Genomic DNA, 13,251 nt, shown 5'->3' on the forward strand with positions numbered 1-13,251 from the left:
CGTCGACGACGAACGTCCGGTCGGCACGTGGTCGTGCAGTGAGGTCGGCGCGCAGCGTTTCCGGTCAGGTCGATCGGTGGCATGTGGATCGGTGGCATACGGCACCGCGATACGCCCGGCGTGCAAGTGTCCGGCCGTGGCACGCCAGGTCGGTTCGGCAGTCGACATGGCCGGTGGTGCGGCTCGGGTGACGGGGCCGCGCACGATTTACCGACACGGTGTCGGTAAACTGTCGGGGTCCCGCTGTCCCCAGACCAGGAGTCGACGAATGTTCGTAGTCACCAACCGGATCGACGTCACCGAGAACGCCGAGGCCTTCGAGAAGGCGTTCACCGAATCCATGCGCACCACGCTGAAGGGCGTGCCGGGCCTGCACCGCGCGACGCTGATGCGTCCCGAGGCGGACGGACTGCCCTACGTCAGCACCATGGAGTTCGACTCCAAGGAGGACTTCCTCGCCTGGCTGAAGTCGGACTCGTTCCGCGCTTCCCACTCGGACAAGCAGGCACCCGGCATGCAGGCCCCTTCGGCCGTGGAGCAGCACACCCTCATCGAGGACTTCACCGCCTGACGACCCACGTCTTCTTCACGTCGCCCCGCGTCGGCCTCCGGCGAGCCCGTAGTGGTCCGGACGGTTGACGGGTCAAGGTCCCGCTGCCACGCGATCGCCGGTAGCGACTAGGCTCCAGGGCAACGACGACGCGGAGGTGACGATGACCCAGGGGCCGGAGGGGGGCGGGCTGCCCGGATCCGTGGTTCTGGGGATCTCCGTCGTCGACGATCAGATCGCATCGGTCGTCCGAGACGCTGATGGCCACGTCTTGGCCAGCAACCTGGTCGACCTGCCCGACTCGACCGCACCGGGGGCCGAGGCCGCGATCGTCGAACTCGTCGAATCGGTCCCCGTGGTCGTCGACCGGATCGGTGTCTCGGTCTCGCGCGAGGAGGTGCGCACGCACCTCGCACGGGCGTTCGCGCCCGCCACGCCGGGTGCACCCGAGTGGGCCGCGAACGTGACCGTCACCGGTCATGCCTCGGCGCTCGCAGAGATCGCCTGCACGCATGCGACCCGCGGGGGCGTCGTGGCCGTCGTCGACCTCGACCGCGACGCGGCCCCGGCGGCCGGGACCACGCTGGCCACGGTCGACACCACGTCGGGCGCCGTCCTCGGCACCGCCGACTTCACGGCCGGTCAGCTCGGTCCGGTGACCGATCCCGACGGCGCATCGCGCCTCGCCGACGCGATCGGCGGGCTGCCACGAGGCCGCGAGATCTCGTCCATCGTCGTGGCCGGTCCGGGCGCCGAGGTGCCGGGGATCGCACCGGCGATCGAATACGCCGCCCAGCGGCCGGTCACCGTCGCCGACAACCCCGCGCTCACGTCGGCACTCGGTGCCGCCGACGCCGCGGCCATTGCGCTCGGTGCGCCCGAACCTGCTCCGCATCGTGCATCGACGGGCCGGCGCTGGTGGTTCGTCGGCGCCGCGATCGGCGCCGCGGTCTTCCTCGGCGCTCTTGCGCTCACCCTGGTTGTCGCAGCCGAGGCCGACACCCCCGAACCCACCCCGGTGACCGTCACCGAGACCCCGGCGGCGGTCACGGTCACCGCCGACGCGGCCACGGTCACCGAGACCGAGACCGAGGTCCGCGAGCGGACGACGACGGTCACCAGCGAGGCGCGTCCGGTGACCCGGACGACGACGGTCACCGAGGAGGCGCCCGAGCAGGCCACGGTCACGATCACCGAGACGGAGACCGAGACCGTGACGGTGAGCCGCGAGGCCCCGCGATACGGACCCGGTTCTCGCTGAGTCGGTCGCGGAGGACTCCCTAGAACACCGGGTCGTGCTGGATTCGGCTGGCCCGCACCCCGGCGATGATCAGTTTCCGTCGGGTGGCCTCGATCATCTGTGCCGAGCCCGCGACGAGCACCTGGTGGTTCTCCCAGTTGCCGACGCGCGGGACCACGTCGGCGAGAGTGCCGATGTGGTGCTCGATGCCCAGTTCGGCCGGGGAGGCGACCGAGTTGATCCACCACGGGTCGTGCTCGTGCTCCGACACCGCGGTGACCTGCAGCCACGGATTCGTCGACGCGATCCGGCGCAGGACCGCAAGATCGTAGAGCTCGCCGGGATAGCGCATCCCGTAGAAGATGTGCGTCGGCGGGTTGTCGACGCGTTTGGACATCTCGATGAGCAGTGCGCGCAGCGGCGCCAGGCCGGTTCCGCCGGCGACCATGAGTACCGGGTGCTGCCTGTCCACGTGCAGCGTCCCGTGGCTCTGGGCCAGGGTCCACACGTCGCCGACACGGGTGTCGCTGACGATCGCCGAGCTCACCGTCCCACCCTTGATGGCGCGGACGTGGAATTCGAGCTCCCCGGCCGGGTTGGGCGGGATCGAGGGGGACAGGTTGCGCCAGACCTTCGGCCACTGCGGGACGTGCACCTCGAGGTACTGGCCGGGCCGGAAGGTCAGCGGTGAGTGCGCGATGAGGCGCACCACCGCGAGGTCGCGGGTGATCCGGTATTTCTCCACCACCTCGGCCGTCCACCGCGCCGGATCGGTGGCGGTCTCCGCCGCACCCCGCATCACGCCGGTGACCAGCATCATCGCCTGCGAGATGGTCTGCTGGGTCTCGGGGTCCCAGTAGTCGGCCATCAGCTCGGCGAACTCGCCCATCAGCGCGTTGTACATCACGTGGTAGTGCTCGGGCTCGACACCGTACTTGCGGTGGTCACGCCCGAGCTGCGCCAGGAACTCGACCAGCTCGGTGTGGCCGGTCTCGGCGGGGATGGCCTCCAGGACGTGGTCGATGACGCGGTGAAAGGCGACATGCTGGGCGACCATCGACACGCCGAACAGATCCCGGAGGTCGGGATCGATCGCGAACATGCGGGTGTAGACGTCGGTGACGAACCGGTCCGGGTCGCGGTTGACCTCGATCCGGAGCTGGTGCAACGCGTGGCGTGTGTGACTCGCCATTTCCTTCTGGACAACCTCCGTCGGCGTTCGGCTCCCGCGTCTGTCAAGACATCCCAGACTAGTCCCTCGGCACCACCGAATTCACGATCCTTCATCGCATGTCGGACCGTGATCCAGTGTGGCAAGGTACTCCCATGACGTCCCTCGATGATGTCCTGTCGGGCATCGTTGACGCGCACGTGCAGCACTGGAATCCGCGCCGCACGCCATGGGCGGCGACCCATGCGTCGAGGCTCTCCGGACTCATCCCCCGTCTCGGTGACCGGGCCTTCCCGCTGCTCGCCTCGCGTGCGGACCGCGAGTTCGTGCTCAACCCCAGGACGGTCGCCCGACCCTACGAGCCGCCGCAGTACGCCACCGACTGCGCCCTCGTCCCGACCGTTTTCGGGGTGCCCATCGATGGTGTGGTGCACGTCGAGTCGCATTGGCGCAGGGCGCTGCCGGCCGAGGAGCAGACGTCGGCACACCGCACCGCCGTCGAGGAGACCCGCTACATCCAGCGGCTGCCGTTCGGCCGCGACGGCGCGCCGCCGCTCGCGGGGATCGTCGCGCACGGCGATCCCCGCGATCCCGATTTCGGCGCGGTCCTCGACGAGCAGCTCACGGTGTCGTCGAAGGTCCGCGGTGTCCGGCTCGTCGCCACGCGCCACCCCGATCCGAAGGTGCGGTCCGGCGGCGACAGCGACAACATCCTTTCGTCGACGCGATTCCTCGACGGTTTCGCCGAGATCGCCGACCGGAAACTCGTCTTCGAGGCCGCGGTCTACTCCCACCAGCTCTACGACGTGGTCGTCCTGGCCCGCGAATATCCGGAGACGACGATCGTCCTCGACCACTTCGGGATGCCGGCCGGGGTGTTCGGGCCGATCGGCACCCGCACCGGCGCCACGGCGGCCGCGCGCGCCGACATCTACCGGCTGTGGCGGGAACGTATGACCACCCTCGCGTCGTACCGGAACGTGGTGGTGAAACTGTCGGGCATGGCGATGCCGGTTCTCGGATACGGCCATGAGCGCTGGGGCAACATCGGCGGACAGTCGACGCTGGGGGAGATGATCGGTCCGTTCGTCGAACACGTCGTCACCCACTTCGGTTCCGACCGCATCATGTTCGGGTCGAACTATCCGATCGACCGGCCCAACGCGGCCATCGACGTCCTCATCGGCGCGCTGCTGGACTGCGTGTCCCGGTGGGGCGACGAGACGGTGCGACGCATTTTCCATGACACCGCGGTGCGGGTGTACAGGCTCGGCGACGCCGGTCTCTGAGCCGGGGCGGCCCGCCCGCGCTCAGGGACGGCGCGGCAGACCCCACCAGCGCGATCGGGAGGGCGGCCGGGGCACCGGGACATCCCGCAGCAGCCGGGTGAGGATCTCGACGAGTTCGGTGCACGTCCGGTACCGGTCCTCGGGTGCCTTCGCCAGCGCCTTGGCGAATATCGAGTCAATCGCCGACGGCAGCCATGGACGACGCCGAGTGAGCTTCGGTGGCGTGTCGTGGATATGGGCGTAGGTGATCGCGAACGACGTGTGACGCGGGTAGGGCGGTGTGCCGGTGAACAATTCGACGAGGCTGCACGCGAAGGCGTACATGTCGGTCGCCGGGGTGAGCTTCTGTGCCTGCAGCAGTTCCGGGGACGCGTAGCCGATCGATCCCTGGACGCGCCCGTTGCGCGCGAGAGGCCTTGTGTCGTCGAGGAATTGGGCGATCCCGAAGTCGGACAGGTATGCGTCGACCGGGGAGTCGTCCGGCGCGTCGGGGCCGATCTTGCGCGACAACAGTATGTTGGCGGGTTTGACGTCGCGGTGGAGGACCTCCTCGCGGTGGGCGTGGTCGAGGGCGTCGGCGATCTGGGCGGCGACGCGCAGGATGGTCCCGACATCCGGTTCGTCGTCGTCGCCGGGGACCAGCGCGGCGGCCGAGGGGCCCGGGACGTATTGCATCGCCAGCCACATCGTGGACCGGTGCCGCGCACCCGGCGGCGGGGCGATCTCGCCGTGGGAGTGCATGGACACGATGTGCGGGTGGTCGAGCAGGGAGGCGATGCCGAACTCGCGCTCGAAGCGCTCCCGCACCCGTGACTGGTCGGATGCGTTCGGGTGCAGCACTTTCAGCGCGACCGGCCCGCTGCCGTCGTCGCGATGGACACGGAAGACGTCCGCGCTCGCACCCCCGCCGATGAATTCGTCGATGGTGAAGCCGGCCACGCTTTCGCCAACTTCGAACACCCTGCCAGGGTAGAGGGGCGCAGCAGGAAGAGGGTGCCGCCCGACGTCAGCGCGTCGGCGGGCGTGCGGCACGCCCTCGCCGGGAAACCGGCCGGCCGGACCGGAAAGAATACGCTGAACGCATGAGCGCCGATCCGAGTTCGCTGGCCGCCCTCCTCCCGGACGGGATGGTGATCACAGATCCCGACATCCTCGCCGGATACCGGCAGGATCGCGCGGCAGATCCCGACGCCGGGACCCCGCTCGCCCTGGTGCGACCGACGACGACCGCCGAGGTCGAAGAAACCGTGAAGTGGTGCGCGGTGAACCGGGTTCCGATCATCACCCGCGGTGCGGGCACCAGCCTGTCTGGTGGGTCCACCGCGGTCGACGGCGCGATCACGCTGTCCACGGAGAAAATGCGCACCATGCGGATCGACCGGGCCACCCGGACCGCGGTCGTCCAGCCCGGCCTGTACAACGCCGAGGTCAAGGCCGCGGCCGCCGCGGAGGGCCTGTGGTATCCGCCGGATCCGTCGTCGTTCGAGATCTGCTCGATCGGCGGCAACGTCGCCACCAACGCCGGGGGTCTGTGCTGTGTGAAGTACGGCGTCACCACCGACTACGTGCTGGGGCTCGAGGTCGTGCTCGCCGATGGACGCGCCGTCCGGCTGGGTGGCAAGCGGCTCAAGGACTCGGCCGGGTTGCCCCTGACGAAGCTCTTCGTCGGCAGCGAGGGGCTCCTCGGGATCATCACGGAGGTGACGCTGCGGCTCCTGCCGCCGCAGGCGGCGGCCAGCACGGTCGTCGGGATCTTCCCCTCGGTGCACGACGCGAGCCGGGCGGTGCTGGCGGTGACCTCGCAGATCCGGCCCGCGATGCTCGAGTTCATGGACTCGGTCTCGATCAACGCCGTCGAGGACATGCTGCGGATGGGCCTCGACCGTGGCGCCGGCGCACTGCTCGTCGCCCAGTCCGACGCGCCGGGCGCGGCCGGTGCCGCGGAGGTGGAACTGATCCGACGCGCGTTCGCGGACAACGGCGCAGGCGAGGTGTTCGCGACCGACGACCCCGACGAGGGGGAGGCCTTCACCGCGGCGCGTCGGGCGGCGATCCCCGCGGTCGAGCGACTCGGGTCGCTGCTGCTCGAGGATGTGGGGGTCCCGCTGCCCGCGCTACCGGACCTCATCGACGGCGTCGCGAGGATCGCCTCCGACAATGAGGTCACGATCTCGGTCATCGCACATGCCGGCGACGGCAACACCCACCCGCTGATCGTGTTCGACCCGGCCGACACCGACGAGGCGGCCCGGGCGCAACACGCGTTCGGCGAGGTCATGGACCTCGCGATCGCATTGGACGGCACCATCACCGGCGAACACGGTGTGGGCCGGCTGAAAAAGGGGTGGCTGCCCGGTCAGCTCGGGCCCGACGTCATGGAACTGACCGCGCGGATCAAGAACGCGCTCGACCCGGACGGCATCCTCAACCCCGGGGTGATCCTGTAGCCGGCGGCGGGGCCTCGGCTGCCGGGGCGATCGCGTAGGTCCCGCGCCGGGTCGCCTTCGCGTCGAACAGGGCGGCGTCGGCGCGCGCGAAGTCCTGTTGGATGCGGGTGGTCGCGGCGTCGTCGATCAACCGGCCGCCCGGGACCGGCCCGACGGCGAGGCCGAGGCTGACGGTGGCCCGGTTCCCGTCCCCGAGCTCGATGGGCCGGCCGCAGATCTGTTCGGCGACAACGCGTGCCGACGGTTCGTCGAGCTGCATGGCGATCGCGAACTCGTCTCCGCCGAGTCGGGCGACCACCGCGGGGTCGTCGACCGCATCCTCGAGGATCCCGGCGAGCCGTTGGAGCACGAGGTCGCCGGTGGCGTGGCCGTGGTCGTCGTTGATGCGCTTGAACCGGTCGACGTCGACGATGGCGAAGGCGAAATGGCTTGCCGGACCACGTCGCAACAGGGTCGTGGTGGCCAGGATGAATCCGCGGCGGTTGAGAAGTCCGGTCAGCGGATCGGTATTGGCCATCCGAAGTTGGTGTTTCAGCGTCTTCTGCAGGTCCGAGGTGTATCCCTGGTGGAGGGTGACCGTCGCGTTCACCGCCACGAGCAGCGCGAGGGTGGTGGAGAAGGCGAGCAGTCCCGAACTGCCGTCGAACCAGGTGTTGATCCCGAGGACGCAGGTGACGAGGCTGGAGAATGCCATGTGCACATACGCGACCACCGGCCGGACGAAATGCGCGCAGTACGAGCCGACGACGGCGAACAGGGCGCAGAAGTAGAGGGCCAGTGCGGGGTCGGCGGTGGCGAACAGGCAGATGGACAAGCCGACGTCGGCATAGATCACGAAGAGCGTGTTGAAGCCGCGAACCCGTGATCGCTTGGTCCACCACATCTCGCCGAGATGGATGCGGCTGACCATGATCGCGGTGGGGAGCGTGGTGGCGGCGGCGGTGCCGATGATGAGTGACCGGATCACCGAACCCTGGGCGCTCTGAGGGCTGAAGAGCCCGATGAACCCGACGACGCCGAAGACGAGCACCAGTGCGGCGATGGTGTAGCGGATGTGGCGTTCACGCAGCGTGATCTGCTGGAAGACGTGATGCGTCTCGTCATGGATGGCGGTGCCGCGCGCGATCTCCCTGCGGCCGGCCGTTTCGTTCACCTGCGCGACTCCGGAAATCGGTGGGTGCCGGGCCGGAGGTCCGAGAGAGGGGTTTCGGCACCGGGCGATGTCGGACAGGCCGAGTGTAGTCCAGATTAAGGACACTTAATCGGAGTTGTAGCACTGTGGATGCGTCCACTCCGAGACATTGCCCAGCAGGGGTTCCGAGGAGAAGGGGTGTCCCTGCCGGGGTCCTCCCGTCCCCTCCGCGGGGGGACCCCAGCAGGTAACCCAAATCGCGTCTGGCATCTGGAAACAGTGCCGCGCAAACCGAGCATATTGGCTCGAAGGTCAACCTACAATCACATCAATCTGGATAACTGACAGGAGATGGTTGATGAATGGTGTGGCCGACGCCGGACTCCGCGACATCGACCTTCGTCGTCTTCGGATGTTCGTCGTCGTCATGGAGGCACCCAGTCTGCGGGTCGCCGCGGACGCCTTGTTCATCAGCCAGCAGGCGCTGTCGTCGGCGATCAGGGAGCTCGAACGGCAGTTGGGTGTCGAGCTGTTCTCCCGGTCGCGGCGGAGTCTGACGCCGACGCCTGCGGGCGAGGCGCTCTATCGCGGCGCGGTGCCGCTGCTCGCCGGCGGCGAACAGCTCGCGACGCAGGTCAGGCGCGTCGACGCCGGCGCCCCGTCGCCGTTCGTCATCGGCCACGCGCCCGACCTCGCGTCGTCGGAGGTCTTCCGCATCATCGAGCCGGTCGTGCTCGCCGACCCGTCGGTGCCGATCACGGTGCGGCCGGTCTTCGCCGAGCTGATGCGTGACGAGCTGTTGGCCGGTTCGATCGACCTGGCACTGGGGCGGGGTGTCGCGGCGCCTCCGGACATGGCGACGACGATCGCGGCCCACCACGAGCTGCGCCTCGCGGTCCGCAGCGATCACCCGCTCGCGGCGCACGACCGGGTGGACATGGCATCCCTTGCCGACTTCGAGATCGTCGTGTGGGGCCCGGAACACGAGTACGAGTACACCGACATCCTCGTCGGGATGTGTCGCCGTGCCGGTTTCGAGCCCCGGATCATCCTGTCGACGCTGCTGGGCACCCCGCCGCACACCGCGGTGATCGCCCACCCGCAGGCCTGTGCGTTCGTCACCAACGAACCCGGCTGGATCTACGGCAACTCCATCCGCATCGTCGAGTTCACCGACCCGCCGTTCGCGCCGGTGCGGGCGATGTGGCTGCCCAACACCGCCTCGCCGTTGCGCCGGCAGATCCTCGCAGCGGCGGAGGAGGCGCGGTGAGCGTCGCGATCCGCGATATGACGTCATGTTCGCTGGACAGTGCCTTCGGACCGAATGCGCACTCTGCTGGTGTGCGGCACGGGTCGTAAGCGATGGACGGGCGATCGGTCCCTCGGCGAAATCGAACTGTGGAGGGTGTCGCCGAGCCGACCGAGTCCCGACTGCGGGTCCGGTCCGCTCAGTGACGCTGAAGGATCGCACCCAGGTCCGTGCCCGCCGGCAGTGCGCCGTACTCGAAGCTGCGGTCCGGTCCGAGGCGCGCCGCGATGAACGCGTCGGCGACGGTGGCCGGGCTGTAGCGCACCAGCAGTGACGCCTGCAACGCCAGGGCCATGGCCTCGACGGTCGACCTCGCCCGACGCTGTGCGCCCGCGGGATCGAGGCGGGAGAGCTCACCGAGTTGGTCACGCACCCGGTCGAGGTGGGCGTCGAGAGTCCTGTTGGCGCCGCGGGCCTTGGTGATCTCCGCGTCGAATGCCGCCACGGACTCCGGTTCGCGGGTCATCGCGCGCAGGACGTCGAGCGCGATCACATTGCCCGATCCCTCCCACACGGCCATCACCGGCTGTTCGCGGTAGCGCATCGCGAGCGGGAAGTCCTCGGTGTAACCGTTGCCGCCCAGGCATTCGAGGGCCTCGTATGCGTGGTGCGGTCCGCGCTTGCAGATCCAGTACTTGGCGACGGCGGTGGCGAGACGACGGAAGGCGCGTTCCTGCTCGTCGGCATCCTCGTCGTGGGCGCGGGCCAGGCGGATCGCGGTGGTCGTCGCGGCCTCGGACTCCAGTGCGAGATCGGCCAATACGGCGGTCATGGCAGGCTGGTCGGCCAGGGTCGCGCCGAATGCGGCGCGGTGGCGGGCGTGCCAGAGCGCCTCGGCGACGGCCTGGCGCATACCGGCGGCAGAGCCGAGGACACAGTCCAGGCGGGTCTGGGCCACCATCTCGATGATCGTGCGGACCCCGCGGCCCGGCTCGCCGATCATGACCGCGACGGTGCCGTCGAGCTCGATCTCGCTCGACGCGTTCGACTTGTTGCCCAACTTGTTCTTCAGCCGCTGGATACGGAAGACGTTGCGGGTGCCGTCCGGCAGGACGCGGGGCAGCAGGAAGCACGAAAGCCCTTCGCCGCCGGCGCCCTGTGCCTGGGCGAGGACGAGGAAGGCATCGGACATGGGTGCCGAGCAGAACCACTTGTGACCCGTGAGGAGGTACTCCGTGCCGGGGCCGCCGGCGCCGGCGGGCACGGCGATCGTCGTGTTGGCGCGCACGTCGGAACCGCCCTGCTTCTCGGTCATCGACATGCCGAAGATCGCCGACTCCTTGTCCGCACTCAGGTCGGGGGAGTACTTGCGCGACAACGCCTTTGGGACCCATGAGGCAGCGACGTCGGGTTGCAGTTCCAGAGACGGGATGACGGCGTGCGTCATCGACACCGGGCACGCGTGCCCCGGTTCGATCTGGCCGAACAGCATGAACGCGGCCGCGCGGACGACGTGCGAACCCGGCTGCGGGTCCTCCCAACAGCGTGTGTGGGCGCCGTGCGCGATCGCGGACGAGATGATGCGGTGATACGACGGGTGGTACTCGACCTCGTCGATGCGGTGGCCCCAGCGGTCGAAGGTGTGCAGAACCGGGGTGATGGTGTTCGCGAGGTGCGCGTCGTGCTTGAAGGACTCGCTCCCGACGAGTGCGCCGATCTCGCGGAGTTCGGCGTCGCCCCAGGCGCCGTCGTGACGCCCGACCGCCTCGACGAGAACTCGGTCGAGCTCGTACTCGTTGACGTCGACCCGCGGCGGGGCCTGGTTGAACACGCTGTGCGTGACGTGCGGTTCCGGGTGGATGTGTGTCGCGGACTGGGTCATCGTGCCTCCTGGGATGAGTGTTCGAGTGGCCGATCCAGAACCCGTTCCGGGATCTGCAGATTCGTGAAGATCACCGCGACCGCGTCCTCGAGCCGGTACCCGAAGTCCGATCCGGTCGCGGCTTTCTGGACCGCGAGACCGAAGATCGCGGACCAGAACGCCCGGGCCTCGACGTCGATGCCGGCGCGCAACTCCCATCCGGTGCGGACGAGTGTCGCCATGAGTGCCTGTTCGCCGCGCTCGTGCAGCGTGCTCAGGGTGTCGCTGATGAGGGGTCGCAGGTCGGTCCGGCGGGCCACCAGCAACATCGCGGTGGTGAACAATTCGACGTCGCGACCGCACGGCCCGAGCAGGGTGCCGACGAGGGTGTTGGTGTACTCGCGAACCGTCGCCGCGTCGGCGGCCGCCTCTTCGGCCCTGCGCCCCGCGCGCAGGATGCCGGCGCAGGCGACCTCGACGAAGAGCTGTTCCTTGGAACCGAAATAGTAGGTGACCTGATTGGGGAAGGCGTCGGCCCGCTGACAGATCTGCGCCACCGATGCGGACTCTCCGCGCTCGGCGAAGACCTCGGCGGCCGCGCGCAGCAGGGCCTGGCGGGTGGCCTTGCCCGCTTCCCTGCTGGCCCGTCCGGTGGTCGCCATCGCTGATCCCCCTGTCGCGCCAGTGTTTGTATGACAAACAATAAATGGGGGTGGCGCAGATTACAACGGTTCGAGTCGATCCCTCTGCGCAGGCCGGTCGGGAGCCGCTTGTCAGACCTCCCGGCCCGCCGGCCGCCCGGCGGTGCGTGTCCACGCCAGATAACCGAGCCCGACGCATGTGAACCACACGGCGCCGACGACCAGCGCGATCCGGCCGTCCTCGTCGAAGAACAGCAGCACGAACACCAGCATCAGGAAGGCGAGCGCCAGCCAGGTCGTGACGGGTGCGCCGGGGACCCGGTAGTCCGACGCCGGCAGTTCACCCCGCGCGACCTTGCGCCGGAACGCCAGCTGGCAGAGGAGGATCGTCGACCAGATCGCGATGATGCCGACCGTGGAGACAGCGGTGATGTACGCGAAGGCATGCTCCGGGTCGACGACGTTCACGACCACGCCGATCACCATCATCGCGGCGCTGGCCGTGATGCCCGCCGCGGGGACCTTGCGTCCGGACAGTTTCGTCAGCCGCTTCGGTGCGTCGCCCTCGTGGGCGAGTGAGCGCAACATGCGGCCGGTGGAGTAGATGCCGGAGTTGCACGACGACAGGGCGGCGGTGAGCAGGATGAAGTTCACGATGCCCGCCGCGCCCGGGATACCGATGTAGGAGAACACCGACACGAAGGGGCTCTCTCCGGCGTGATAGTCCTTCCAGCTGCGCACCGACAGGATGACGAGGATCGCGCCGACGTAGAAGATGCCGATGCGGAACGGCACCGAGTTGATCGCCTTGCGCAGGGTGACACGCGGGTTCTGGGCCTCACCCGCGGTGACGCCGACCAGTTCGACGCCGACGTAGGCGAACATGACGATCTGCAGGCTCAGCAGTGCATTGCTGAAACCGGTGGCGAAGAAGCCGCCGTCGTTCCAGAGGTTGGTGATCGACGGGCCGGTCTCGGGTCCGAGGCCGGAGATCGGCAGGAGCACGCCGATGCCGATGACGATCATCCCGAGGATCGCGGTGACCTTGATCGCCGAGAACCAGAACTCGGCGCGGCCGAACAGCCCGACCGAGATGAGGTTCGCGCCGAACAGGATGCTCAACGCGACGAGTGCGGTCACCCAGACGGGGATCGACGGCCACCAATAGTTGATGTACTTGCCGGCCACGGTGATCTCGGCCATGCAGGTGGTGGTCCATACCGCCCAGTAGGTCCACCCCTGGCTGAAGCCGGCGAACCGGCCGAGGAACTCGTCGGCGTACTCGCTGATGCCACCGGAGATGGGCCGGTAGATGAGGAGCTCGCCCAGCGCCCGCATGACGATGAAGATGGCGAGGCCGGCGAGGGCGTAGGCCAGCACCAGCGCCGGTCCCGCCTTCTCGATGGCGCCGCCCGACCCGTAGAACAGTCCCGTTCCGATCGCGCCGCCGATGGCGATCATCTGAACGGTACGTGCCGTGAGGCCGCGCTGATAACCCTCGTCGGGTTCGACGTCGGAGGCGACGTCGCCGTGCTCGATCGTCACGTTGAGAACTCCTGACCGCCAGTGCTCGTCTGGCGGTCATCAGGGTAGGACGGGCGGTGTGCACCCGATTCGCCACCTGCATCGATTGGTCTCACATCGTGCAGCCGGCACTCGACAGCGCGCGGG

At 68.7% G+C, this 13,251-nt stretch carries 11 protein-coding genes; 5 read left to right on the top strand and 6 right to left on the bottom strand.

Annotated elements, in window-relative coordinates:
• The first annotated feature begins 268 nt into the window (after positions 1 to 268).
• Positions 269 to 571 carry an antibiotic biosynthesis monooxygenase family protein gene (locus ABFT43_RS17780; RefSeq protein ID WP_347961627.1) on the top strand — a complete coding sequence of 101 codons (303 nt, stop codon included), beginning with the start codon at positions 269 to 271 and terminating at the stop codon, positions 569 to 571.
• Positions 572 to 713: 142 nt separating this feature from the next.
• On the top strand, positions 714 to 1,811 hold the full coding sequence (locus ABFT43_RS17785) for a hypothetical protein (protein ID WP_347961628.1): 1,098 nt from the start codon (positions 714 to 716) through the stop codon (positions 1,809 to 1,811).
• Between the two features lie 19 nt (positions 1,812 to 1,830).
• Here ABFT43_RS17785 and ABFT43_RS17790 read toward each other — a convergent pair whose 3' ends face one another.
• On the bottom strand, positions 1,831 to 2,982 hold the full coding sequence (locus ABFT43_RS17790; RefSeq protein WP_347961629.1) for an FAD-binding oxidoreductase: 1,152 nt from the start codon (positions 2,980 to 2,982) through the stop codon (positions 1,831 to 1,833).
• 134 nt (positions 2,983 to 3,116) lie between these two features.
• Between ABFT43_RS17790 and ABFT43_RS17795 the strand changes: the two genes are divergently transcribed.
• Positions 3,117 to 4,250 carry an amidohydrolase family protein gene (locus ABFT43_RS17795; RefSeq protein ID WP_347961630.1) on the top strand — a complete coding sequence of 378 codons (1,134 nt, stop codon included), beginning with the start codon at positions 3,117 to 3,119 and terminating at the stop codon, positions 4,248 to 4,250.
• A 21-nt stretch (positions 4,251 to 4,271) separates the two neighbouring features.
• On the opposite strand, the gene ABFT43_RS17800 is transcribed toward ABFT43_RS17795, so the two are convergent.
• A complete protein-coding gene (locus ABFT43_RS17800; protein ID WP_347961631.1) occupies positions 4,272 to 5,210 on the bottom strand; it encodes a serine/threonine-protein kinase in 939 nt (312 codons plus the stop codon).
• A gap of 122 nt (positions 5,211 to 5,332) precedes the next feature.
• Between ABFT43_RS17800 and ABFT43_RS17805 the strand changes: the two genes are divergently transcribed.
• On the top strand, positions 5,333 to 6,697 hold the full coding sequence (locus ABFT43_RS17805) for an FAD-binding oxidoreductase (RefSeq protein ID WP_347961632.1): 1,365 nt from the start codon (positions 5,333 to 5,335) through the stop codon (positions 6,695 to 6,697).
• Here ABFT43_RS17805 and ABFT43_RS17810 read toward each other — a convergent pair.
• Positions 6,675 to 7,850, bottom strand: a complete 1,176-nt coding sequence (locus tag ABFT43_RS17810) for a GGDEF domain-containing protein (protein WP_347961633.1) — start codon at positions 7,848 to 7,850, stop codon at positions 6,675 to 6,677. The two genes, ABFT43_RS17805 and ABFT43_RS17810, sit on opposite strands and share 23 nt — an antisense overlap.
• Before the next feature lie 337 nt (positions 7,851 to 8,187).
• Here ABFT43_RS17810 and ABFT43_RS17815 point away from each other — a divergent pair, with 337 nt between their 5' ends.
• Positions 8,188 to 9,099, top strand: a complete 912-nt coding sequence (locus ABFT43_RS17815; protein WP_347961634.1) for a LysR family transcriptional regulator — start codon at positions 8,188 to 8,190, stop codon at positions 9,097 to 9,099.
• Positions 9,100 to 9,277: 178 nt separating this feature from the next.
• Here ABFT43_RS17815 and ABFT43_RS17820 read toward each other — a convergent pair whose 3' ends face one another.
• The 3 genes from ABFT43_RS17820 to ABFT43_RS17830 all read right to left on the bottom strand — a co-directional run bounded on the left by ABFT43_RS17820 (position 9,278) and on the right by ABFT43_RS17830 (position 13,125).
• Positions 9,278 to 10,960, bottom strand: coding sequence for an acyl-CoA dehydrogenase family protein (locus ABFT43_RS17820; RefSeq protein WP_347961635.1), 1,683 nt, complete (start codon positions 10,958 to 10,960; stop codon positions 9,278 to 9,280).
• Positions 10,957 to 11,601 carry a TetR/AcrR family transcriptional regulator C-terminal domain-containing protein gene (locus ABFT43_RS17825; protein ID WP_347961636.1) on the bottom strand — a complete coding sequence of 215 codons (645 nt, stop codon included), beginning with the start codon at positions 11,599 to 11,601 and terminating at the stop codon, positions 10,957 to 10,959. The genes ABFT43_RS17820 and ABFT43_RS17825 overlap by 4 nt, the downstream gene beginning before the upstream one ends.
• Before the next feature lie 111 nt (positions 11,602 to 11,712).
• Entirely contained in the window at positions 11,713 to 13,125 is a 1,413-nt protein-coding gene (locus ABFT43_RS17830; RefSeq protein WP_347961637.1) for an amino acid permease, read from the bottom strand.
• Between the last annotated feature and the right edge of the window lie 126 nt (positions 13,126 to 13,251).

Source organism: Gordonia aurantiaca, from assembly GCF_039939235.1.
Taxonomy (GTDB): Bacteria; Actinomycetota; Actinomycetes; order Mycobacteriales; family Mycobacteriaceae; genus Gordonia.

Bases quoted from the DNA above. Each gene is read 5' to 3' on its own strand.
- ABFT43_RS17780 (WP_347961627.1), top strand. From the start codon at position 269: ATGTTCGTAGTCACCAACCGGATCGACGTCACCGAGAACGCCGAGGCC.
- ABFT43_RS17785 (WP_347961628.1), top strand. From the start codon at position 714: ATGACCCAGGGGCCGGAGGGGGGCGGGCTGCCCGGATCCGTGGTTCTG.
- ABFT43_RS17790 (WP_347961629.1), bottom strand. From the start codon at position 2,982: ATGGCGAGTCACACACGCCACGCGTTGCACCAGCTCCGGATCGAGGTC.
- ABFT43_RS17795 (WP_347961630.1), top strand. From the start codon at position 3,117: ATGACGTCCCTCGATGATGTCCTGTCGGGCATCGTTGACGCGCACGTG.
- ABFT43_RS17805 (WP_347961632.1), top strand. From the start codon at position 5,333: ATGAGCGCCGATCCGAGTTCGCTGGCCGCCCTCCTCCCGGACGGGATG.
- ABFT43_RS17815 (WP_347961634.1), top strand. From the start codon at position 8,188: ATGAATGGTGTGGCCGACGCCGGACTCCGCGACATCGACCTTCGTCGT.
- ABFT43_RS17820 (WP_347961635.1), bottom strand. From the start codon at position 10,960: ATGACCCAGTCCGCGACACACATCCACCCGGAACCGCACGTCACGCAC.
- ABFT43_RS17825 (WP_347961636.1), bottom strand. From the start codon at position 11,601: ATGGCGACCACCGGACGGGCCAGCAGGGAAGCGGGCAAGGCCACCCGC.